Source organism: Streptomyces sp. RKAG290 (genome assembly GCF_023701695.1).
Taxonomy (GTDB): domain Bacteria; phylum Actinomycetota; class Actinomycetes; order Streptomycetales; family Streptomycetaceae; genus Streptomyces.
In genome coordinates, this window is the sequence record NZ_JAJOZC010000001.1 from 1432186 (window position 1) to 1454045 (window position 21860).

At 72.3% G+C, this 21860-nt stretch carries 14 protein-coding genes and 1 pseudogene; 10 read left to right on the forward strand and 5 right to left on the reverse strand.

Features of this window, described 5'->3' with window-relative positions:
• Nucleotides 1-160: 160 nt before the first annotated feature.
• Complete coding sequence (gene eccD / locus LNW71_RS06095; RefSeq protein WP_250967301.1) at nt 161-1642, reverse strand: type VII secretion integral membrane protein EccD; 1482 nt, start codon at nt 1640-1642, stop codon at nt 161-163.
• A gap of 190 nt (nt 1643-1832) precedes the next feature.
• Between eccD and eccCa the strand changes: the two are divergent.
• Both eccCa and LNW71_RS06105 read left to right on the forward strand, forming a co-directional pair.
• A pseudogene (gene eccCa, locus LNW71_RS06100) lies at nt 1833-5790 on the forward strand (type VII secretion protein EccCa).
• Nucleotides 5791-5937: 147 nt separating this feature from the next.
• A complete protein-coding gene (locus tag LNW71_RS06105) occupies nt 5938-6171 on the forward strand; it encodes a DUF397 domain-containing protein (RefSeq protein WP_250967302.1) in 234 nt (77 codons plus the stop codon).
• A 66-nt stretch (nt 6172-6237) separates the two neighbouring features.
• On the opposite strand, the gene LNW71_RS06110 is transcribed toward LNW71_RS06105, so the two are convergent.
• The 4 genes from LNW71_RS06110 to eccB all read right to left on the reverse strand — a co-directional run bounded on the left by LNW71_RS06110 (nt 6238) and on the right by eccB (nt 9915).
• Nucleotides 6238-6543, reverse strand: a complete 306-nt coding sequence (locus tag LNW71_RS06110; RefSeq protein ID WP_250967303.1) for a WXG100 family type VII secretion target — start codon at nt 6541-6543, stop codon at nt 6238-6240.
• Between the two features lie 49 nt (nt 6544-6592).
• Complete coding sequence (locus LNW71_RS06115; protein ID WP_250967304.1) at nt 6593-6943, reverse strand: hypothetical protein; 351 nt, start codon at nt 6941-6943, stop codon at nt 6593-6595.
• Between the two features lie 140 nt (nt 6944-7083).
• Nucleotides 7084-8307 carry a type VII secretion-associated serine protease mycosin gene (gene mycP / locus LNW71_RS06120; RefSeq protein WP_250967305.1) on the reverse strand — a complete coding sequence of 408 codons (1224 nt, stop codon included), beginning with the start codon at nt 8305-8307 and terminating at the stop codon, nt 7084-7086.
• Between the two features lie 57 nt (nt 8308-8364).
• Nucleotides 8365-9915 (reverse strand): type VII secretion protein EccB, encoded by a 1551-nt coding sequence (eccB, locus tag LNW71_RS06125; RefSeq protein ID WP_250967306.1) that lies wholly within the window; start codon nt 9913-9915, stop codon nt 8365-8367.
• Between the two features lie 231 nt (nt 9916-10146).
• Between eccB and eccE the strand changes: the two genes are divergently transcribed.
• The 8 genes from eccE to LNW71_RS06165 all read left to right on the forward strand — a co-directional run bounded on the left by eccE (nt 10147) and on the right by LNW71_RS06165 (nt 21830).
• A complete protein-coding gene (eccE, locus tag LNW71_RS06130; protein WP_374119509.1) occupies nt 10147-11472 on the forward strand; it encodes a type VII secretion protein EccE in 1326 nt (441 codons plus the stop codon).
• Nucleotides 11472-12194 carry a hypothetical protein gene (locus tag LNW71_RS06135; RefSeq protein WP_250967308.1) on the forward strand — a complete coding sequence of 241 codons (723 nt, stop codon included), beginning with the start codon at nt 11472-11474 and terminating at the stop codon, nt 12192-12194. The genes eccE and LNW71_RS06135 overlap by 1 nt, the downstream gene beginning before the upstream one ends.
• A gap of 308 nt (nt 12195-12502) precedes the next feature.
• Entirely contained in the window at nt 12503-15571 is a 3069-nt protein-coding gene (locus LNW71_RS06140; RefSeq protein ID WP_250967309.1) for an SCO5717 family growth-regulating ATPase, read from the forward strand.
• A gap of 242 nt (nt 15572-15813) precedes the next feature.
• Nucleotides 15814-17646 (forward strand): ABC transporter substrate-binding protein, encoded by a 1833-nt coding sequence (locus LNW71_RS06145; RefSeq protein WP_250967310.1) that lies wholly within the window; start codon nt 15814-15816, stop codon nt 17644-17646.
• 119 nt (nt 17647-17765) lie between these two features.
• On the forward strand, nt 17766-18848 hold the full coding sequence (locus tag LNW71_RS06150) for an ABC transporter permease (RefSeq protein WP_250967311.1): 1083 nt from the start codon (nt 17766-17768) through the stop codon (nt 18846-18848).
• Nucleotides 18845-19813: an ABC transporter permease gene (locus tag LNW71_RS06155; RefSeq protein WP_250967312.1), complete on the forward strand. Its 969-nt coding sequence runs from the start codon at nt 18845-18847 to the stop codon at nt 19811-19813. Before LNW71_RS06150 ends, LNW71_RS06155 begins: the two co-directional genes overlap by 4 nt.
• Nucleotides 19810-20838, forward strand: coding sequence for an ABC transporter ATP-binding protein (locus tag LNW71_RS06160; RefSeq protein ID WP_250967313.1), 1029 nt, complete (start codon nt 19810-19812; stop codon nt 20836-20838). Before LNW71_RS06155 ends, LNW71_RS06160 begins: the two co-directional genes overlap by 4 nt.
• Nucleotides 20835-21830, forward strand: coding sequence for an ABC transporter ATP-binding protein (locus LNW71_RS06165; RefSeq protein ID WP_250967314.1), 996 nt, complete (start codon nt 20835-20837; stop codon nt 21828-21830). Before LNW71_RS06160 ends, LNW71_RS06165 begins: the two co-directional genes overlap by 4 nt.
• The last annotated feature ends 30 nt before the right edge of the window (nt 21831-21860 follow it).

Here is a 21860-nt window from a genome sequence, read left to right on the forward strand (position 1 = left end):
TGTTCGATGCGCCCACGAGTGCCCCTGGTCTTGATCTCAGGGGAGCTTGAGTGACTCGGGAGCGAAGGTCCGATGAGCGCAGCTCCCAGGATGAACCGGGAACGCGTACACAAACGGCCACAGCCAGACTACCAGCCGTTCGGAGCGCCCCTGACGGGCCTCAGCCCGTGAGGGCCCTGGCCCTGGCGAAGACGTCGAGGGCGGCCATGCAGAGCGGCACCAGGGAGAGCAGGATGGCGCTCTCCGTCAGGTCCAGGAGCCGGCCCCAGAACGGGGACAGGCCCTTGCGCGGTACGACCAGGGCGACCGCGGTGAGCAGGGCGGCGCCGGCGGCGACGGCGACGCAGAGCCAGGTCGTCCGGAGGTCGAGGGAGCCGTGGTCGCCGTACCGGGCCAGGTCGTCCAGGAGGCCGGCGGGCGGGTTCAGCGCGAGGCCGGTGATCAGCAGGCCGAGGGCGCCGATGCCCGCCGACAGCACGCAGGCGACCTGCGCGGTGTAGCGGAAGAGCCGGGCGCGCAGCAGCATCGCGAGTCCGGTGGCCAGTGCGAGCAGCTGGCCCCAGAGGCTGTCGGAGAAGCCGAGTACGGCGGCGGCCGCGACGACGAGGGCCGCGCACCCGCCGACCAGGCCCAGCAGCATCTCGTGACCGCGGCGGGCCACGTCCGCGATGTGTGCGGCGTCGACGGGCAGGCCCGGGACGGCCGGGTGGGCGTCCGGCTCCGCGGCGTGGTCGTCGTAGCCGTCCGGGGCGGTGCGCGGCGCGGCGTATCCGATGGGCAGCCGGGCGAAGCGGGCCGAGAGGCCGGGCAGGAAGGCGACGAGTCCGATGCCGGCCGGGGCGCAGATGGCGGCGGCCCCGGTGGCGGAGGCTTCGGTGAGGATCGCCGCGAAGGCGGCCAGGGTGCCGGCGGTGGCGAGGAGGGCCGCCGCGACGAAGGGGGCGTCGCCGCTCGGGGTGAGTGCGGCCAGGACGACGGAGGCGGTCAGCACGGCGGCGCAGCCGAGCAGGAACTGCAGCCTGCCGGGACCCTGGCCGGCGTCCGGTCCGACGATGCCGGACCCGGCGAGGAGCATGAGCGGAAGTGCGCCGAGGCCCAGTGCGACGGCGCAGGCGCCGTCCGCGTAGATGCGGGCGCGCACCCCGGCGAAGGCGGTGAGCAGCAGTCCCGCCGAGCCCGCGGCGATGCCGGGCAGGCCGTGCATGTCGTGCCGGACCGGATCGGCGGACCACAGCACGAGGCCCATCAGGAGGAGCAGGGTGACAGCCGCTGCCAGACCGGCGCCGCGCAGCAGGTCCTCGCTCCAGAGGTGGCGGTCGCGTCCGACGGCCGAGGCGATGGCGTCGGAGACGTCGTCGAAGACGGCGGGCGGCAGGGACTGGGCGAAGGGGCGCAGGAGGAGTATCTCGCCTTCGTGGACCTGCTGGGCGGCGAGGGTCCGGGCGCCGTCGAGGACGGTGCCGTCGCGGCGTACGAGGTGGTGGCCGGTGGGAGTGGCGACGGCCTGGGTCCGGCCGGAGAGGCGCAGGACCTCCGGGTAGATGTCGGCGACCGCGATGTCCTGGGGCAGTGCGACGTCGATCCGGCTGTCGGGCGCCACGACGGTGACACGGCAGAAGCCGGTCGCAGCGGTCGTACTCACGTGTCGGTCCCCCTGATTCGCGGTTGCGCACCCTGCGCAACCGCGAACCTACCGGGAGTGAGGAACAGCCCTCTCGGCACGTAGGATCGCCGTCGCGCGGAGGCCAGTCCGCGAGCAGAGGCAGCCACGGGGGCGCCGGTGCGGATCCACCCGGCCCTTCGCCCGTCCGCACCGAGGGATTGATGTTCCGGTGAGCCAGATCGTCGTGAAGCGACCACCGCGGTCCCTGCCGCCGGAAGTTCCCTCGGACGGGTTGACTTTGGCGCCCCCTCCCGAGCTGCCGCGCGGGCAGCAGGAGGGTGTGCTGATGCAGATCCTGCCGGTGCTCGGCATGGGCTCGTCGGTGGTCTTCTTCTTCGCTCCGCAGGCCCCCGCGTTCATGCGGGTCATGGGTGTGCTGATGCTGGTGTCGACCGCCGCCATGACATTTGCGCAGCTGGTGCGTCACCGTCGGGGCACGCAGGGGCAGTTGGCGGATGTGCGGCGTGACTACCTCAAGTACCTGGCGCGGACGCGGCGTACGGTGCGCCGGACCGCGCGCGCCCAGCGCGATACGCAGTTGTATCTGCAGCCCGCCCCGGACCAGCTGTGGTCGATGGCCGCCGAGAGCGGCCGGGTGTGGCAACGGCGGTTGGGTGACGAGGACTTCGGCCAGGTGCGGCTCGGTCTCGGTGTGCAGCTGCTGTCGACTCCGCTGTCGGCGCCCGAGACGGCTCCGGTGGAGGAGCTGGAGCCGATGTGCGCGGGTGCGATGCAGCGGTTCCTGGCGGTGCACGGCTCGTTGGACGGACTGCCGATGGCCGTCTCGATGCGGGCCTTCTACCACGTGACGGTGGCCGGCCCGCCGGAGTCGGCGCAGTCCACGGCGCGCGCGATGGTGGCCCAGCTGGTGACGATGCACTCGCCCGAGGATCTGGTGGTCGCGGTCGCGGCGGGGCCCGGTGCGGTGGCGCGCTGGGAGTGGACGAAGTGGCTGCCGCACGTCCAGGTGCCCGGTCAGTTCGACGGGGCCGGCGCGAAGCGGCTGTTCGGTGGCGGTCTGGATGAGCTGGAGCCGTTGCTGGCGCACCGGCTGGCGGGGCGGCCCCGGTTCGGCCGGGAGAACCGCCCGCTGCTGGACCAGCCGCACGTCGTGGTGATCCTGGACGGCGCGCGGGTGCCGCCGGACTCGCTGTTCGCGGCGGCCGAGGGGCTGCAGGGCGTGACGGTCGTGGAGGTGGTGCAGGGCGAGCCCGGCGAGCCGCGCGGCGGTCTGTCGGTGCTGGCGCGGCCGGGGCTGCTGCGTCTGGAGTCCGGGGCGGGTCTCGCGTACGAGGGGGTGCCGGACGGCATCTCGCTGCCCGCGGCCGAGGCGCTGGCCCGGCAGCTGGCGCCGCTCAGGCTGGGCGGGGGCGCGGACGACGAACCGCTGCTGGCCGAACTGGACTTCACCGATCTGCTGGGTCTGGGCGATGCGGAGGGCGTCGATGTGGCGCGCACCTGGCGGCCGCGGTCGGCCGCCGAGCGGCTGCGGGTGCCGATCGGGGTCGGTGAGGACGGTCTGCCGGTGATGCTGGACCTGAAGGAGGCGGCGCAGGAGGGCATGGGGCCGCACGGCCTGTGTGTCGGTGCGACCGGTTCGGGCAAGTCGGAGCTGCTGCGGACGCTGGTGCTGGGGCTGGCGGTCACGCACCCCTCCGAGACGCTGAACTTCGTGCTCGCGGACTTCAAGGGCGGTGCGACGTTCGCGGGCATGGCTCAGCTGCCGCACGTGGCGGCGGTGATCACCAACCTGGCCGACGACCTGACCCTGGTCGACCGGATGGGTGACGCGATCCGCGGTGAGCTGCAGCGCCGCCAGGAGCTGCTGCGGGCGGCGGGCAACTACGCCGGCATCCACGAGTACGAGAAGGCGCGGGCGGCCGGTGCGGCGCTGGAGCCGCTGGCCTCGCTGGTCCTGGTCATCGACGAGTTCTCCGAACTGCTCACCGCCAAGCCCGACTTCATCGACATGTTCATCCAGATCGGCCGGATCGGCCGTTCGCTCGGCGTGCATCTGCTGCTGGCCTCGCAGCGGCTGGAGGAGGGGAAGCTGCGCGGGCTGGAGACGTACCTCTCGTACCGGATCGGGCTGCGGACCTTCTCGGCCGCCGAGTCGCGTACGGCGCTGGGTGTGCCGGACGCCTACCACCTGCCGTCCGTGCCCGGTTCCGGCTACCTCAAGTCCGGCACGGACGAGATGACCCGGTTCAAGGCGGCGTACGTGTCGGGGGCGTACCGCACCGGCGGTCCCGCGCTGCCGGTGGGGCAGCTGCCGGCCGAGCGGCGGGCGGCGTTGTTCAGTGCGCTGCCGGTGCCGGTCGAGTACCCGGCGCCGGACCCGGCCGAGCCGGTTGCCGTGCCGCCGGGCGCCCGGGACGACGCGCTCGCGGACACCGTCCTGGATGTGATCGTGCGCCGGCTGGAGGGGCAGGGGGTGCCGGCTCATCAGGTGTGGCTGCCGCCGCTGGACCGGGCGCCGACGCTGGATCAGCTGCTGCCGGGTCTCGCGGTGAGCGCGGATCGCGGTTTCACCGCTACGGAGTACAGCCGGCCCGGTGGGCTGACCGTCCCGGTCGGTCTGGTCGACAAGCCGTTCGAGCAGCGGCGCGAGGTGCTGTACCGGGACTTCTCCGGCGCGGCGGGGCACATGATGGTGGTCGGCGGTCCGCAGTCCGGCAAGTCGACGGTGCTGCGGACGCTGATCTCGTCGTTCGCGCTCACCCACACCCCGCGGGAGGTGCAGTTCTACGGGCTCGACTTCGGCGGTGGCTCACTCGCCTCGCTGGCGGATCTGCCGCATGTGGGGGCATCGCCGCCCGGCTGGACCCGGAGCGGGTGCGGCGTACGGTCGCCGAGGTGGCGGGGGTGCTGGGCCGGCGGGAGGAGTTCTTCCGCTCCCACTCGATCGACTCCGTCGCCACCTACCGGCGCAGGCGCGCCCTCGGTGAACTGCCCGGCGAGCCGTGGGGTGATGTGTTCCTGGTCATCGACGGCTGGGGCGGGTTCCGGGCCGAGTACGAGATGCTGGAGCAGGTCGTCACCGACATCGCCGCGCGCGGACTCGGCTACGGCGTGCATGTCGTCGTCTCGGCCGCCCGCTACATGGAGGTGCGTGCGGCGCTGAAGGACCAGATCCTCGGGCGGCTCGAACTGCGGCTCGGCGACGCGATGGATTCCGAGTTCGACCGCAAGGTCGCCGCCAACGTGCCGGCCGGGGTGCCGGGCCGTGGTCAGGTGGCGGAGAAACTGCACTTCATGGGCGCGCTGCCGCGCATCGACTCCGTCGCCGACGTGGCGGACCTCTCCGACGGAACGGCCGCGTTCGTCGCGGCGGTGCGGGCGGCCTGGACGGGTGCACCGGCACCGGCCGTACGGCTGCTGCCGCGCAGGCTGCCCGCGGAACAGCTGCCGAAGGGGTTCGAGTTCCCGCACCGGGGCGTCGCGATCGGCATCGACGAGACGGATCTGGAGCCGGTGTTCGTCGACTTCGACACCGATCCCTTCTTCCTGGTGTTCGGTGAGAGCGAGTCGGGGAAGAGCAATCTGCTGCGGCTGATCGCGAAGCAGATCGCGGAGCGCTACTCCCCCGACGAGGCGAAGTTCGTCGTCGGCGACTACCGGCGGTCGCTGCTGGGCGCGCTGCCGGAGAGCCATCTGCTGGAGTACGCGCCGATGGCGAGCTCGATGCGGATGCACATGGAGGCGCTGGCCGGTGTGTTCGCGCGCCGGCAGCCGCCGGCCGACGTCACCCCGCAGCAGCTGCACGACCGCAGCTGGTGGACGGGGCCGCAGATCTTCGTGGTCGTGGACGACTACGACCTGGTGGCGACGGGCGCGGGCAATCCGCTGGCCCCGCTGGCGGAGTACCTGCCGTTCGCCAGGGACACCGGGGTGCGGTTCGTCATCGCGCGCGGTTCGGCGGGGGCGTCGCGCGCGATGTACGAGACGTTCATGCAGCGGATCAAGGAGCTGGGGGCGCAGGGTGTGGTGCTGTCCGGCGATCCGGCCGAGGGCGATCTGATCGGGCCGGTGCGCGGGCATCCGATGCCGCCGGGCGGGGGTACTTCGCGAGCCGCCGACGGGGGAATCCCCTCGTGCAGACCGGCCGGCTGCCGCAGCGGCGCTGACGCGGCTCGCCACTCCCGCAGCCGGGGCGGCGGGTGTGGCGAGCACAGATTCGTGCCGTCCGCTGGCGAATGGCTGACCAGGTCCCTCGCCGGCGCGGTGCCTGTACGGTGCCGTGCAGAGCCACGTACGGAGAGGAACCTTTGACGATGGGCACGCAGGCGGAGAAGGACGAGCTGTACGCACTCGACATCTCGGGGGTGGAATGGCTGAGTGCGCCCGGGACCGAGGAGGCCGAGGAGCGCGTCGAGATCGCGCATCTGCCGGACGGGGCCGTGGCGATGAGGTCGTCGCTGGATCCGGGGACGGTGCTGCGGTACACCGAGGCCGAGTGGCGTGCGTTCGTACTCGGCGCCCGGGACGGCGAGTTCGACCTGACGTAACGGGTGACGGGGCGGTACGCGCGGAGGGCACGTTCGGGTGAACGTGCCCTCTGTCGTGTCCGGCTGTCAGTACGCCTCGGTGAACAGGCGCGAGGACTTGATGTCCGTGGAACGGTAGTGGTCCTTGCCGGACTCGACGATCTTCGCGACCTGCTCCAGGCGGCTCTTCATGTCCTCGGCCCGGCCCCGGTACTTGTGCTGGAGCGTGACGTACTCCCGGTGGGCCTCGCCGTCCCAGGTGTCGGTGACGACCTTGAGTGCGGTGTCCATCTCCTCGAGGTCGCGGCAGATGTTCTGCGACACCACGCGGATGCGGTTCGCCATCTCCTGGACGCTCTCGTACCTGACCTTGGTGTGCGGGTCGTGACCCATCCGGCTTCTCCTCTTGCTCGCTGTGGCGGAAAGTGTGCGGCGGCGCGGCTCAGACGCCGTTCAGCCCGGAGGTGTTGCCGGCCGTGGCCGGCTCCTTCACGGCGTTGAAGGCCGCGCGGACCTCCTCGTCGTTGGCGTTGCTGAGGTTCCTGGTGCTGCCCACGGCGTGGTGCAGCACGTTCAGGAGGCGGCGGATCCCGTCGTGGTCCTCGTTGATCACGAGCTGTGCGGAGGTGAACCCCGAGGCGCCGACACCGGTCCACCCCGCTCCGGCCGTCGCGAGGATGTCCGCCAGTTCCCTGGACTGCCTGGACACTGCCTCGGCAGTGTTGATGATCTTGTTCTTCGCCTGGACGATCGGTTCGTCGGCAAGTGCGAAACCGCCTGCGGGGTTGGTCATCCGGAGGTCCTGTCTCTCGGTTCACGGACCTGCCCGCCGAACGCGGCCAGGTATCCGGTACGTGAAGTCCCTTATTACCCTAGCCATTTCACCATCTCTCCCCAACTGCGGCTTTTGCACGAAAAGCTGCGCTCAGCGCCTCACCGCGTGCGCGGAGCGCGCCGCCGGCGGACGTCGCGCAGGACGGTCGCGGTGCCGGCGACCACGCCGACGAGCACGGCGGCCGCGGCAAGCGCGTAGGTCGCGTACCGCTTGTCGCGTTCCTGCGGGGACCCCGGCATCTCCAGCTTCGCCGGCCGGGGTGCCTGGGCCCCGGCGGGCGGCGGGTCCGGGTGGGGCGCGTCCTGCGGTTCGTCGTCGCCGGACAGCGCACGCACCGGGTCGACCACGCCCCAGCCGACGAAGTCGTCGTGGCCGTTGACCGAGCGTTCGGCGGTCTGCTCGATCCGGGCGACGATCTGCGCCGCCGTCCAGTGCGGGTACTTGGCGCGCAGCAGCGCGGCGACCCCCGTCACGTAGGGCGCGGAGAAGCTGGTGCCGTTGTCGGTGCACTGGCCGTTGCCGGGGACGGTGGAGACGATGTCGACGCCCGGTGCGGCCACCCCGACGAACTCCCCGGCCTGCGAGAAGGGGGCGCGTTCGTTGTTGCGGTCGGACGCGGCGACGGCGAGGACACCGTCGAACGCGGCGGGGTAGGTGCGCCTGCGCCGGCCGTCCAGGCCGTCGTTGCCCGCGGAGGCCACCACCACGATGTCCCTGGCGACGGCCCTGGCCACCGCCCGGCCCAGCACGGAGTCGTCCGCCAGCGGCCTGGTGGTGTCCTGGGAGATGTTGATGACGTCGGCGCCCTTGGCGATCGCGTGGCCGATCGCGGCGGCCATCGTGGTGTCCTTGCCGCTGTTCCGCTCGTCGTTCTGGCGGATCGGGATGACGGTGGCCGCGGGGGCCAGGCCGACGAATCCGGTGCCCCTGCGCGGGCGGGCGGCGATGATGCCCGCCACCTTGGTGCCGTGGCCGACCTCGTCGACGGTGCCGTCACTCCCCCCGCCCGGCAGGTAGTCGGCGCCCGCGGAGGCGTCGACGGCCGAGGTGAGCTGCGGGTTGGTGTCGTCCACCCCGGTGTCGATGACGGCGACGCGGACGCCCTTGCCCCTGGTGTCCTGCCACAGCTCGTCCAGCAGCACGCGCTGCAGCGACCAGGGACGGCCCTCGAACTGCTTCTTCATCGGGAAGGTGCATACGCCGCCGCCGTCTATGCCGAGGTCGCCCCGGCCCGGCACGGCGTACGCGGCCTGTGGCCCCGCGAGCGCGGCCAGAGCGGCCGCGGCGGCCACCGCCGGCAGGACCGTCCTGCGGTACGGCATCGTCCTGATCCCCCGTGCTCCTGTGTCGCTGATCCGTTGCCGCACGCCCGGGCCCCTTCAGGAACCCTGGGGCCGGCGGGCGCTGTTGGTGTCGAGCCGGGGGCCCTTGGACAGGAAGTCCGACCACTCGATCGGCACGAGGGCGGGCGTCACCTTCCCGTATCCGAGCCGGATCTGCGCCTGGCTCGGTTCGGGGCGCCCGTCCGGCCCGTCCGCCGTGGAGCCCGCGCCGATGCCGGAGCGGTCCGCGTCACTGTCGCCGTTCGCCTGAACCGCGTACCGCAGTCCGGTGTCCGTCACCAGGAAGAGTGATCCGTCCGGGCTGGTCTGCCGGCCCCGGACCTGGGTGTAGAGCAGCCCGCTGCCCGGGGTGACGTACGTGCTCGTGCCGCCGGCTCCGACGGGGGCGGGGTACGCGGGGCCCGCCCAGGTGCTCAGTGTCGTACGGCCCCTGCCGTCCGCGCCGCGCAGCACGTTGCAAACGGTGTCCCGGCCGGAGCCGCCGGCCTCGGTGGCGTTGACCCGGTCGGCCCGGTGCGCGGGCCAGTGCGCGGCCTGGCCGGTGAAGGGCGCGGGGTCGGGCACGAAGTCCTGGAGGCCCACGGCGCGCGCTTGGCCTTTCAGGTCGAGGCCGGCCGTCTGCGGGGAGTTGATCAGCAGCCAGGCGGTGAACTCGGAGACCGGCCGGACCGTGCCGTCGAGGACGACGAAGTACGCGGTGCCCTCGCCGTTGCGGGTCCGCAGCACCATGCCGATCCGGTTCTCCTGCGCGGAGAGCCGCCCTTCGGCGTGCGCCGGCGCGCCGGGTTCGCCGGGGATCCAGGGGAAGGCGATCGGGCTGCCGTCGTGCAGGGTGGCCAGCCAGTCGCCGGTGACGGGCTGCGGCTGTGCGCTGCCGACGAGGGCGCTGGTCAGGTGGCCCAGATCGGCAGCGGTCTCGTCGATGCGGTACTTGGTGCCGCGGGCGTCGACGAGGTAGCGGGTGCGGTCCTGACCACGCACGTAGAGCATCTGACCGCCGGTGAGCCTGTTCGGGCCCTCCGTCAGCGCGTTGTCCCGTGCGGCGAGCACGAAGGCGGCCTTCTGCACGGTGTTGCCCTTGCCGCCCGGCTGCACGCACACGGCCCACCGCTTGGCGGTGCCCGCGTCCTCGGCCTCGGGCAGCCGGTCGGGGGCGTACGGAATGCCGAGGACCGGGCCGCGCGGCGGCTTCCCCGCGTCCAGGATGTCGTCCGCGACCTGCACGACGTCGTCGTTCTGCGGCGTGAGCAGCAGCCTGGCCGACGCGAGGTTGAGCACGGGGTGCAACAGGTTCCTGCCGTCCCGGCCGCTGCCGGTGGTGAGCACCACGTAGCGGGTGGTCGACTTCTTGCCGACGATCACGTGGGCGGCGGGGCGGTCCCAGTCCTTGGGGGCGGTCGGCCTGAACATGCCGACGGCGCCGAACCCCGCGAGGATCAGTGCGCCGGCGACGATGCTCGGCAGGACGGCGCGCAGCGGGCGGGGGGCGCCCTCGTCGGAACCGTGGGGCGAGGACCGGAGAAATGCCGCCACCGTGCACCTCTTCGCAAATGTGTACGCGTTGAGCTCGTCCCGCCGCGATGTCATGAGTCCGTCCGTCTCCCGTGCTCTCCCCGCGCGGCACCACGAGTGACCGCATCCGACGCCCCGCACCGGGTCCTTGCCGCCGGACCCGGGGTGCCGGACCGGCCCCTAACTATGCCTGCCGGCCGTGGGGGCCGCGGGCCGGGTAGGGTGATCCAGCCGCCGCAGCCCTCGGCGGAAGAGGCGTGGCACGGGCCGAGTTGGGCCCGGATGAACGGGGAGAATGCCGCGATGATGGCTTCCGTGACGCGGACACCTCCGGCCGGAAACGTACCGCCCCCGGGATCCCCCCGGGCCGGTGCAGCCGTCGCCGGGCACGGCGGTCCGCCCCGTGCCGCCGGCCCGCGCAGGCCGGGTGGCGCGCGAGTGGCACGGTTCGGACCGTTTCGATTGCAACAACTCGTGCTGTTCGAGATCGCCGCCGCCCTGCTGCTCAGCGCCTGGGTCGTCGATCCCCTGCTGCTGGCCCCCGCCGGTGCGGTGGCCGCGGCGCTGGTGCTGCTCGCCGTGGTGCGCCGGCAGCGCCGTTCGCTTCCCGAGTGGCTGGGTACCGCCTTCGCGCTGCGGGCCCGTAACCGCGGCGCCGCGTCGACGGTGCCGCCCGCGGGCACCGAGCCGGGCCTCGCACCCGCGGTCGAGTGCGAACCGGCCCTGCGCACGCACTCGTTCAGCGACCGCGACCGGCGGCCGGTCGGCATGATCGGCGACGGTACGTATCTGACGGCCGTCCTGCGCATCGAGTCGGACGCCTCGGCGCTGCGGCCCGACCGCTCCGCGCGGCCGCTGCCGCTGATGCTGGTCAAGGACGCCCTCGACGTCGACGGCATCCGGCTCGAATCGGCGCAGATCGTGCAGCACACCCAGCCAGCCCCCGCCCCGCATCTGCCGGAGCAGTCCCTCGCGGCACGCAACTACGCGCCCCTGCAGGCGCGGACGGGCTCCCCGGCGGTCCGCATCACGTGGATCGCACTGAAGCTGGACCCCGAGCTCTGCCCGGAGGCCGTACGCGCGCGCGGCGGCGGGCTCATCGGTACGCAGAAGTGTCTGGTGCGCACGGCCGACCAGCTGGCCGGGAGACTGACCGGGGCGGGGTTTCGCGCGACGGTGCTGACGGAGCCGGAGATCCACTCGGCGATCGCCACGTCGGCCTGTGCCGCCCCGTCGGCCATGGCGAGGGCAGGCCGGTCCGTTACGCCCGTCCGCCGCACCCGCGAGACGTCGCGCACCTGGTGGTGCGACGACCGGCGGCACACCACCTACTGGGTGCGCCGCTGGCCGCAGTTCGGCGGTGGCGGTGCGCCGATGCCGCAGCTCGTCGCGCTGCTCACCTCGGTCCCGGCGCTGGCCACGACGTTCAGCCTCACGCTGGGCCACGGCGCCCGGCAGGAGGTCTCGGTCGCCGGACACATCCGGATCACCGGCCGCAGCGACGAGGAACTACTGTCCGCCAGACACGAGTTGGAGCGGACGGCCCGCGGGGTGAAGACCTCGTTGGTGCGGCTGGACCGCGAGCAGCTGCCCGGGGTGCTCGCCACGCTGCCACTCGGGGGTACCCGCTGATGTCCGTACGCGCGCGTGGCCGAGGGCGGCTGGGATTCGGGCTGCTCGGCCCGCGCCGGACCTGGCACTCCGTCCGGCCCGAGCAGCTGGCGTCACTTGCCGTGCCGGTCGGCGACGACGGCGTGGTGATCGGCGTGGACGGTGACGGCCGCCCTGCCGTGATCGGCATCAACCGGCCCACGCCGTACGACGTCACCCTGATCGGCGGGCTGTGGACGGCTCAGGTGCTCGCGCTGCGGGCGGCGGCGACCGGCGCCCGGATCGTGGTCGAGACCGGGCGGGCGCACGCCTGGACGAAGCTGGCGCAGGCCGCGGGCGCCGGGCAGCCGTGCGTCTCGCTGCACGACGTGGGGCGGGTGCCGGCGCAGGGCCCTTCGGCCGGCTCGCCGGTGGTCGTGGTGCGGGACTGCGGCATGAGGCCACCGCGCGGGCGGGTGGCGTCCGGGCCGTGGCAGTCGGTGGTGACGCTGCTGCCGTATCTGAGCCCGGTGGCACCCGGGTTGCTGGAGAAATCATCACTGGTCGGCATCCAACGGGTATCTCCCGACGAAGCGGCACAGATCGGGCAGCTCATGCACCTGCCGGCCGATGCGGCGCGGACGCTGTCCACCCTCACGGACGGTGTCACCCTCTGGTGCACGCGGCGGGACCGGCGGTTCGTGATGACCAGCGCGACCGACGCGGAATCGGGACTGCTGGGGAGCGCACGGCGGATGGACTGACGGCGCGGGGGACGTGTGCGAAATGTTCAGGTTTCCCTGCGTAGATGTACGCGTTTGACCGCTTTACCCTTCACTCCCTGCCGTACTCAGTCCACTTGGGGGCAGTACGTGACGTACGGGACAGTGCCCGCGGTGCCGTACGGCCTGCCGTACCGAGCCCGATGGCGATTAGGGTGGGTCCGGGCGCGGCAGAAGACCTGCGGGCAGGCAACGCGCGTCCCAGGGGGAGAGCCGGGCGGTTCGCACTACGGGAACGGTCGCCCCCACCCACCACGGCACAAGGGTGCTCGACCACACCAGGAGGCAAAGTGAACGGCGATCGGGACGAGATGCGCGGTGGCTGGAACGAGCCCGTCGACGAGTCGTCCGACGCGGAGCCCGCCGAGATGACGGGTGAGTTCACCATCGACTACACCCCGCCCGCCTGGTACACGCAGAATGCGCCGGGCGACTCCTCGGGCGGCGCCGGAACGCACCTGGCCCCGCCCCCACCGCCCAGCGGCGCACCGGTGTCCGTACCCGGGCTGCCGGCCGGTGGCGGTTTCGAACCCAGCTGGGCACCGGAGCCGCCCGCCCCGGCTCCGAATCCCCCGGTGCCGCCCGTTCACACCGCTTCGGGCAGCTCCTCCTCCCCGGCAGCCGACGCGTCGGACCCGTCGGGTGCGCCGGATCCGTTCGGCAGCGGCGACGTGGAGAGCGGCGCGACGATGCGGTTCTCGTCCGCCGCGCTGAAGCGGGAGATCGCCGAGCGGGAGGCCGCCGCCAGGGCCGCGAGCGCTCCGGACCCGGCATCGGGCGCCGGTTCCGCCGGAGGTGCCGCCGCAGACTCGGTCGCGGAGGCGGCTGACGCCGGCGCGGGAGCGAAGACGGACAGGGACGCGGCCACGGACCCGGCGCAGGACGGCCCCGGGGATTCCCCAGTGGCCCATGGGCCCGGCTCGGTCCCGGCTCCGTCCGACGCTGTGTCGGCAGACGCGGTCCCCGCCGACCCGGTTTCCGCGGATGCGGCGCCGTCCGATGCCGCATCCGCGGAATCGGGCGAGGCCGACGGCGCTGCCGCCGCCGACGGCTCCCCGGTCGACAAGGCGGTGTCCGACGCGCCGACCGGTGCCGGCTCCGGCAGCACCCCGCAGGCCGACGAGCCAGCCGACTCCGTGCCCTCGGACGCCGTCGCGGACGGGGCTCCCCTCGACGCACCGTCCGGCAACGCACCGCGCGACGCGGCGCCGGCGCCCTGGACGCCCGCGCCGCCGCAGGGCGGACTGCCGCCGCTGCCGCCCGCCTTCCAGCCCGCGGCGCCGCAGCCCGCCGCGCCGCAGCCGGCATCGCAGTGGGCCGGGCGGCCCCCGGCGAACGAGACGCCGGGCGGCTACGGCTTCCCGCAGACCCCGCCGGCCCCGACGCCGCAGAGCCCGCAGCCCCCCGCGTTCCCGCAGCCTCCGGCGGCGCAGCAGCCCCAGCCGGGAGCCCCCGCGCCGCAGGCCGGTTACGGCTTCCCGCAGCCTCCCGCGCTCCCGCAGCAGGCCCAGCCGGTGGCCCCCGCGCCCCAGGCGGGCTACGGCTTCCCGCAGCCCCCGGCACCGCACCAGCCCCAGCCCGGAGCCCCCGCGCCGCAGGCCGGTTACGGCTTCCCGCAGCCCCCGGCACCGCAGCAGGCCCTGCCGGGAGCCCCGGTGCCGCACCAGCCCCAGCCCGGAGCCCCGCTGCCGCAGCCCGCGCCGCAGGCACCCCAGCCGCAGCAGGCATCGCCGGCGCCGCAGTGGCCCGGGCAGCAGCAGAGCGCCGCGCTGCCGCCGGCCGCGCCGCAGCCCCCGCAGGGCGGTTACGGGTTCCCGCAGGGCGCCCAGCCGCCGGCCCAGGGCACGCCCAACCTGCCCGCGCAGGTCTCCCCGCAGCAGCAGCCGCAGCAGCAACTGCCGCCGCAGGCACCGCCCGTCGACCCGCGTGCCGGCGCCGCCTGGCCCACGCCGGTCACCCACGACCAGCGCGAGCGTTCGGTGCCGGGTGCCCCGCTCGGTTACACGGCCGCCGTGGAGCTCTCCTCCGACCGGCTGGTCCGGGGCAAGCAGAAGGCGAAGAGCAGCCGCACCCCGTCCGCCGCCTCCCGCTTCAAGCTGGGCGGCAAGAAGGACGAGATCGAGCGGCAGCGCAAGCTCGAACTGATCCGCACCCCGGTGCTCTCCTGCTACCGGATCGCGGTGATCAGCCTCAAGGGCGGCGTGGGCAAGACCACGACGACCACCGCGCTCGGCTCCACCCTGGCCACCGAACGGCAGGACAAGATCCTCGCCATCGACGCCAACCCGGACGCCGGCACACTCGGCCGCCGGGTCCGGCGGGAGACCGGGGCGACCATCCGCGACCTGGTCCACGCGATCCCGCACCTCAACTCGTACATGGACATCCGGCGGTTCACCTCGCAGGCGCCCTCCGGTCTGGAGATCATCGCCAACGACGTGGACCCGGCCGTCTCGACCACGTTCAACGACGAGGACTACCGGCGCGCGATCGAGGTGCTGGGCAAGCAGTACCCGATCATCCTCACCGACTCCGGCACCGGTCTCCTCTACAGCGCGATGCGCGGCGTGCTGGACCTCGCCGACCAGCTGATCATCATCTCGACGCCTTCGGTCGACGGCGCGTCAAGTGCCTCCACCACGCTGGACTGGCTGTCCGCGCACGGATACGCGGACCTGGTGCAGCGGTCCCTCACGGTCATCTCCGGAGTCCGCGAGACCGGAAAGATGATCAAGGTCGACGACATCGTGCAGCACTTCGAGACGCGCTGCCGCGGCGTGGTCGTCGTGCCGTTCGACGAGCACCTGTCGGCGGGCGCCGAGGTCGACCTCGACATGATGCGTCCGAAGACCCGGGAGGCGTACTTCCACCTCTCCGCCCTCGTCGCCGAGGACTTCGCGCGCGCCCAGCAGCAGCAGGGGCTGTGGACGTCGGACGGCAGCAACCAGCCGCCGCAGTACGCCCCGCCGATGCCCGGGCAGCAGCAGGCACCCGGCCACCACATGCCCGGACAGCAGCCCTACGCACCCCAGCAGCCCCACCAGCCGGGTCAGCCGTATCCGCCCCAGCAGCCCCAGCACCCGGGGCAGCCGTACCCGCCCCAGCAGCCCCAACAGCCCTACGGGGGCCAGCAGCAGCCCTACCCCCCGCAGCCGGGCCCCGGTGCCGGGCAGAGCTGGCAGCAGTCGCCGCCCTCGCAGGCCCGGTCGGCCGGTCCGCAGCCGCCGCAGCAGCAGGGCGGACAGCCTGGTCAGCCGGTTCCGCCGCACCAGTCCACCCCTCCCGAACTGCAGGGTCCCGTCCCGCCTGCCGGGTGGCAGCAGCAGCCTCCGCAGCCGCCGCCAGCGCCTCAGCAGTAAGGCGTCAGAGGTCTGAACCAATGAGGGTCCGCATCGCTCCCGCGATGCGGACCCTCTGCGCATTCCCGCAGACCACACGCGGTTTCGGTGACCGTTGACGTGGCTCGACCACCGCTGATAAACCTTCGCTTCACCAGCTGGCGAACCACAGATCAACCCGCCTTCTCCGTGCGAGTCATGACGCGAGGTCCCTGACCATGGTCGAAAGAGTTCCACCGCCCTCTGCCCAGCCACGCTCACGTATGCGAATCCTCCTGGCCTCCGGTGCCGCTGCCCTTGCACTCGCAGCCGCGTCGGTCGTGCCGGGCGTACCCTTCGGGGCGGCCGCGCCCCAGCAGGCGCAGGCGGCCGACAGCGGCAAGTCGACACTGACCGTCGCGGTCGCGCAGAGCGTCGACTCACTGAGCCCGTTCCTCGCCCAGAAGCTGCTGAGCACCAGCGTCTCCCGGCTCATGTACGACTTCCTGACGAACTACGACCCCAAGGACAACCACGCCGTCCCGGGCCTGGCCACCAAGTGGGAGCCGTCGGCGGACAAGCTGACGTGGACGTACACCATTCGGTCCAACTCCAAGTGGTCGGACGGGCAGCAGGCCACCGCCGAGGACGCGGCCTGGACGTTCAACAAGATCATGACGGACGAGGGCGCCGCCCAGTCCAACGGCAGCTTCGTCACCAACTTCAAGAAGGTGACGGCTCCCAGCCCCACGAAGCTGGTGATCGAGCTCAAGGAGCCGCAGGCCACCATGGCCGCGCTCGACGTCCCGATCGTGCCCAAGCACGTCTGGGAGAAGGTCGGGGACTTCTCGAAGTTCAACAACGACACGAAGTTCCCGATCGTGGGCAACGGGCCCTTCATCCTGACCGACTACAAGGTCGACCAGTATGTGAAGCTCAAGGCCAACAAGGACTTCTGGCGCGGTTCGCCCAAGTTCGACGAGGTGGTCTTCAAGACCTACAAGGACCAGGACGCCGCGGTCGCCGCGCTCCGCAAGGGTGAGGTCTCCTTCGTCGCCGGCTCGCCCGCACTGACCCCCGCCCAGGCCGCGTCGCTCAAGGGCGACGAGAACATCAAGGTCAACGAGGGCCCGGGCCGCCGCTTCTTCGCGCTGGCCACCAACCCCGGTGCGCAGACCAAGGACGGCAAGAAGTTCGGCAACGGCAACAAGGCCCTGCTCGACCAGAAGGTCCGTCAGGCGCTGTTCCTGTCCATCGACCGCAAGACGATCATCGACAAGGTCTTCCAGGGCCACGCCGTCGAGGGCAAGGGCTACATCCCGCCGCGCTTCTCGGCGTACTACTGGCAGCCGTCCGCGAGCCAGACCCTGGGCTACGACCCGGCCAAGGCGGCCCAGCTGCTGGACCAGGCGGGCTACAAGCTCAAGGGCGACCAGCGCGTAGGCAAGGACGGCAAGCCGCTCGACCTGCGCATCCTGTGCCACGCCACGGACCCGAACGACAAGGCGATCGGCAAGTACCTCAAGGAGTGGTGGGGCAAGCTCGGCATCGGCCTCAAGGTCGACTGCCTCGACGACGTCTCCGTCCCCTGGTACGCCGGTGAGTACGACCTCGCCTTCGACGGCTGGTCGGTCAACCCGGACCCGGACTTCGTCCTCGGCATCCACACCTGCGCGGCCCTGCCGACCAAGGCCAAGGCGAGCGCGGCCACGGACAACTTCATCTGCGACAAGAAGTACGACGGCCTCTACAAGAAGCAGCTCGCCGAGTACGACACGGCCAAGCGCGCGGACATCGTCAAGCAGATGCAGTCCTGGATGTATGACTCCGGGTACATGAACATCATCGCGTACCCGAACGCGGTCGAGGCCTACCGCACCGACCAGATCAAGTCGATCACGACCATGCCCGAGGCGGCCGGCAACATCTACGGCCAGGACGGGTACTGGAGCTGGTGGTCCGCCGTACCGGCGGGCAGCGGCAGCGACGCGGACAGCGACAGTGGTTCCAGCTCCACCGGGATCATCATCGGCATCGTGGCCGTCGTCGTGGTGCTGGCAGTCGGCGGGTTCCTCATCACGAGGCGCCGCCGCACCACCGCGGACGACCGCGAGTAGTTCCGCGGACCGCGGGTAATTTCCGCGGACGGGATGAGAGAGAGCGGCGGCGGGGCCCCGAGCAGTCGGGCCCCGCCGGCCGGTCCCTCTAAGTGCAGCACGAGTAACGAGAGTTCCCCATGACAGCTGACAGCACTCCGGCGCTCGTGAAACAGGCGGATGCGGCCACGGACGGTCCGGCTCCCGCCGGCCCTTCGGCCGCCCGCGGCCCACGGGCGCGCAACACCAAGGCCTATCTCACGTACGTGGCCGCCAAGATCGCCGGCGCGGCCATCTCGCTGTTCGCCGTTCTGGTCACCAGCTTCTTCCTCTTCCGGCTCATTCCCAGCGACCCGGTGAAGCAGATGACGGGCGGCCGCCGCGTCTCCGCCGAGCAGCTCGAATCGCTGCGACACCAGTTCGGCCTCGACCAGCCGATGTGGCAGCAGTTCACCACGTACGTGGGGGACGCGCTCACCGGCGACTTCGGCATCTCGTACCAGTTCCACGCCCCGGTGATGGACAAGATCACCGAGGCGCTCCCGGCGACGCTGCTGCTCACCGGCACGGCGTACGTCCTCTACAGCGCGCTCGGCATCTGGCTGGGCACCCGCACCGCCTGGCGCAACGGATCCACGAGCGACCGGTTCAACACCGCGCTCGCGCTCACGCTGTACTCGGTGCCGTCGTTCTGGCTCGGTCTGCTCCTGATCATCGTCTTCTCGGTCGGCATCGGCCCGATCCCGGGCATGTTCCCGACGGGCGGCCTGGAGTCGGGCAACGAGACCGGCTTCGCGTACGTCCTCGACGTCGCGCACCACATGGTGCTTCCGGTGATCACGCTGGTCGCGGTCGGCTACGCGCAGACCCTCCTGGTCATGCGCTCCTCGCTCCTCGACGAGATGGGCAGCGACTATCTGACGACGGCCCGCGCGAAGGGGCTGCGCGACGACGCGGTACGCCGCAAGCACGCCGTCCCGAACGCGATGCTGCCGACCTTCACGCTGATGTTCGTCAACCTGGGACACGTGGTCGCGGGACAGATCCTGGTCGAGACCGTGTTCTCCTGGCCGGGTCTGGGCGGCCTCTTCTACCAGGGACTCAGCGTCCCCGACCTGCCGCTCGTCCAAGGGCTGTTCTTCGTCTTCGCCACCGCGGTGATCCTGGCGAACACCCTGGCCGACGTGCTGTATCCGCTGCTCGATCCCCGGGTGGGCCGATGACGACCGAATCCATGCCCGCCTCCACTCCCGAGGCCGAAGCACCCGCGCCCGAAGGGCCCAAAACCGCAGCGGGCAAGAGCCCGCGCGCGCTGGCACGGGCCCGCAAGCGCCGCTCCCTGGCCCGCTTCTGGCGCGAGTACCGCCGCCACCGGGGCGGCCTGTGGGGCCTTGCGGGGCTCATCCTGATCGGACTGATCGCACTGTTCGCGCCCGCGCTCGTCGGCGCCGACTCGCAGAGCGTCACCGCCGCGCCGGGTGGCGCGCTGGAGGCACCGAGCGGTGAGTTCCCGCTCGGCACCGACCAGTTCGGCCGGAGCGTGCTGGCCCTGCTGGTGTGGGGGGCACGCGTGTCGCTGACGGTGGGACTGCTCGCGGCGTTCCTGTGCGTGGCCATCGGCACCGTCGTCGGCATCCTCGCGGGGCACTTCCGCGGCTGGTACTCCACGGTCCTGATGCGGGTCACCGACTGGTTCCTGGTGATGCCGACCCTGGTCCTGGCGATCGCGCTGGCCACCGTGATGGACCGCTCCCTGTGGACGGTCATCATCGCGATCGGCGTCACCACCTGGCCGACCACGGCCCGCCTGGTGCGGGCGCAGACGCTCGCGGTGGAGTCGCGCCCCTACATCGAGCGCGCCCGGGCACTGGGCGGCGGACACGGGCACATCATGACCCGGCACGTCCTGCCGAACGTGATGCCGCTGGTGCTCGCCCAGACCACGCTGGTGATCTCCGGCGCGATCCTGACCGAGGCCACCCTGGCCTTCCTCGGCCTCGGCGACCCGACCATCACCTCCTGGGGGGGCATGCTCCAGGACGCGCGCGAGGCCGGTGCGGTCAGCGCGGGTGACTGGTGGTACCTGGCACCGCCCGGTATCGCCATCGCACTGGTGGCCCTGGCGTTCACGCTGTGCGGCCGCGCCATCGAGTCCGTCCTCAATCCCAAGCTGGGGGTGGCCCGTTGAGCACGACGAGCATCCGAAAGACGCCTCTTCTCCAGGTGCGCGACCTGACGGTCACGTACGCCGGCGGGGCCCAGGCGGTCCGTGGGGTGGATCTGGAGGTCGACGCGGGCCAGAAGCTCGGCATCGCCGGGGAGTCGGGCTGCGGGAAGTCGACGCTGGCGCTCGCGCTGTTGCGTCTGCTGCCCGCGGGCACCAAGGTCTCCGGGGAGATCCTGCTGAACGGCGAGGACGTCCTCGCCATGAAGTGGGGCCAGGTCAGGGCCGTGCGCTGGGCCGGCGCCTCGATCGTCTTCCAGGGCGCGATGCACTCGCTCAACGCCGTGCACCGCATCGGGGACCAGATCGCCGAGCCCATCGTGCTGCACCGCAGGACGACCCAGGCCGCCGCGCGCAAGCGCGCCGGTGAGCTGCTGGAGCAGGTGGGACTGCCCGCCGCCCGGGCGGACGCCTATCCGCACGAGCTCTCCGGCGGGCAGCGCCAGCGCGTGATGATCGCGATGGCGCTGGCCTGCGATCCGGGGCTGATCATCGCCGACGAGCCGACCACGGCCCTCGACGTGATGATCCAGGCCCAGATCCTGCGCCTGATCGAGCAGCTGGTCTCCGAGCAGGACCTCGGACTGATCATGATCAGCCATGACCTCGCGGTGCTGTCGGACACCTGCGACCGGCTCGCGGTGATGTACGCGGGACGGGTCGTGGAGCAGGGTCCCGCGTCCGAGGTCTACGAGAGTGCACGTCACCCGTACAGCAAGGCCCTGTCCGGCGCCTTCCCGCGCATCGGGGACCCGGCCTCCCGGTTCGCTCCCCGGGGGCTGCCGGGCGATCCGCCCGACCCGTCGGCGTTGCCGGCCGGCTGCACCTTCCACCCGCGCTGCGCGGTGGCTCTGGACTCCTGCACCACGCAGGACCAGGCGCTGCGCGACGCGGGTCCCGGGCGGCAGGCCGCCTGTGTGCTGGTGGGTCCGGAGGGGACCGCGGTCCCGGTCCTGCCGGGTGCCGAGGAAGCAAGGAGCACATCATGACCACCACCACGGACCTGCTCAGCGCGCAGGGACTGCAGGTCACGTTCCCCGGCAGGCACGGGGCCGAGCCGGCGCGTGCCGTCGACGGCGTCGACCTGGACATCAGGCCGGGCGAGATCGTCGCCCTGGTCGGCGAGTCCGGCTGCGGCAAGACGACGCTGGCCCGTTCGCTGCTCGGCCTGGTCCCGCCGACCTCCGGGCAGGTCACCTTCGGCGGCAAGCCGCTCGACTACGGGAGCCGTGCGCTGAAGGCGTACCGCAAGCGGGTCCAGCTGGTGCTCCAGGACCCCAGCGGCTCGCTGAACCCGCGGCACACGGTGTACGACGCGGTGGCCGAGGGCCTGCGGATCCACCGGTACGGCGGCGACGAGCGGGAGGCGGTCACCAACGCCCTGTCCCGGGCGGGGCTGCGGCCCCCGGAGCGGTTCTTCCTGCGCTACCCGCACGAGCTGTCGGGCGGCCAGCGTCAGCGGGTCGTGATCGCGGGCGCCCTGGTCCTGGAACCGGAACTCATCGTGGCCGACGAGCCGGTGGCCTCACTGGACGCGTCGGTGCGCGGCGAGATCCTGGCGCTGCTGCTGCGGCTGCGGGACGAGTTGGGCCTGTCCGCGCTGGTGGTGACGCACGACCTCGGTCTGGCGTGGAACATCGCGGACCGGGTGGCGGTGATGTATCTCGGCCGGATCGTGGAGACCGGCGACGTGGAGCAGATCCTCACGGCTCCGCAGCACCCCTACACGCAGGCGCTGTTGTCGGTTCTGCCGGAGGCGGAGGGCGATCCGGTGGTGCTGACCGGTGAGCCGCCGGACCCGTCCAAGGTGCCGTCCGGCTGCCGCTTCCACGTCCGCTGCCAGGTCCTGGCCTCGGGCGAGGCGGAGCGTGCGGGGGTGGCGGACGCCTGCCGTACGAAGGATCTGCCGGTGCTGGCGGGCGGCGGCGAGACCCAGGTGGCGTGCCACTGGGCCGCTGCCGCGGTGACCGCGCGTTCCTAGCGCGGTGACGTAGTGGCTGGGGTGCTGGGC

Excerpts from the sequence above, each read along its gene's own strand:
- mycP (WP_250967305.1), bottom strand. The coding sequence starts at position 8,307 with ATGCCGTACCGCAGGACGGTCCTGCCGGCGGTGGCCGCCGCGGCCGCT.
- LNW71_RS06110 (WP_250967303.1), bottom strand. The coding sequence starts at position 6,543 with ATGGGTCACGACCCGCACACCAAGGTCAGGTACGAGAGCGTCCAGGAG.
- LNW71_RS06135 (WP_250967308.1), top strand. The coding sequence starts at position 11,472 with ATGTCCGTACGCGCGCGTGGCCGAGGGCGGCTGGGATTCGGGCTGCTC.
- LNW71_RS06145 (WP_250967310.1), top strand. The coding sequence starts at position 15,814 with ATGCGAATCCTCCTGGCCTCCGGTGCCGCTGCCCTTGCACTCGCAGCC.
- LNW71_RS06165 (WP_250967314.1), top strand. The coding sequence starts at position 20,835 with ATGACCACCACCACGGACCTGCTCAGCGCGCAGGGACTGCAGGTCACG.
- LNW71_RS06115 (WP_250967304.1), bottom strand. The coding sequence starts at position 6,943 with ATGACCAACCCCGCAGGCGGTTTCGCACTTGCCGACGAACCGATCGTC.
- eccB (WP_250967306.1), bottom strand. The coding sequence starts at position 9,915 with ATGACATCGCGGCGGGACGAGCTCAACGCGTACACATTTGCGAAGAGG.
- LNW71_RS06155 (WP_250967312.1), top strand. The coding sequence starts at position 18,845 with ATGACGACCGAATCCATGCCCGCCTCCACTCCCGAGGCCGAAGCACCC.
- LNW71_RS06105 (WP_250967302.1), top strand. The coding sequence starts at position 5,938 with ATGGGCACGCAGGCGGAGAAGGACGAGCTGTACGCACTCGACATCTCG.
- eccE (WP_374119509.1), top strand. The coding sequence starts at position 10,147 with ATGGCTTCCGTGACGCGGACACCTCCGGCCGGAAACGTACCGCCCCCG.
- LNW71_RS06150 (WP_250967311.1), top strand. The coding sequence starts at position 17,766 with ATGACAGCTGACAGCACTCCGGCGCTCGTGAAACAGGCGGATGCGGCC.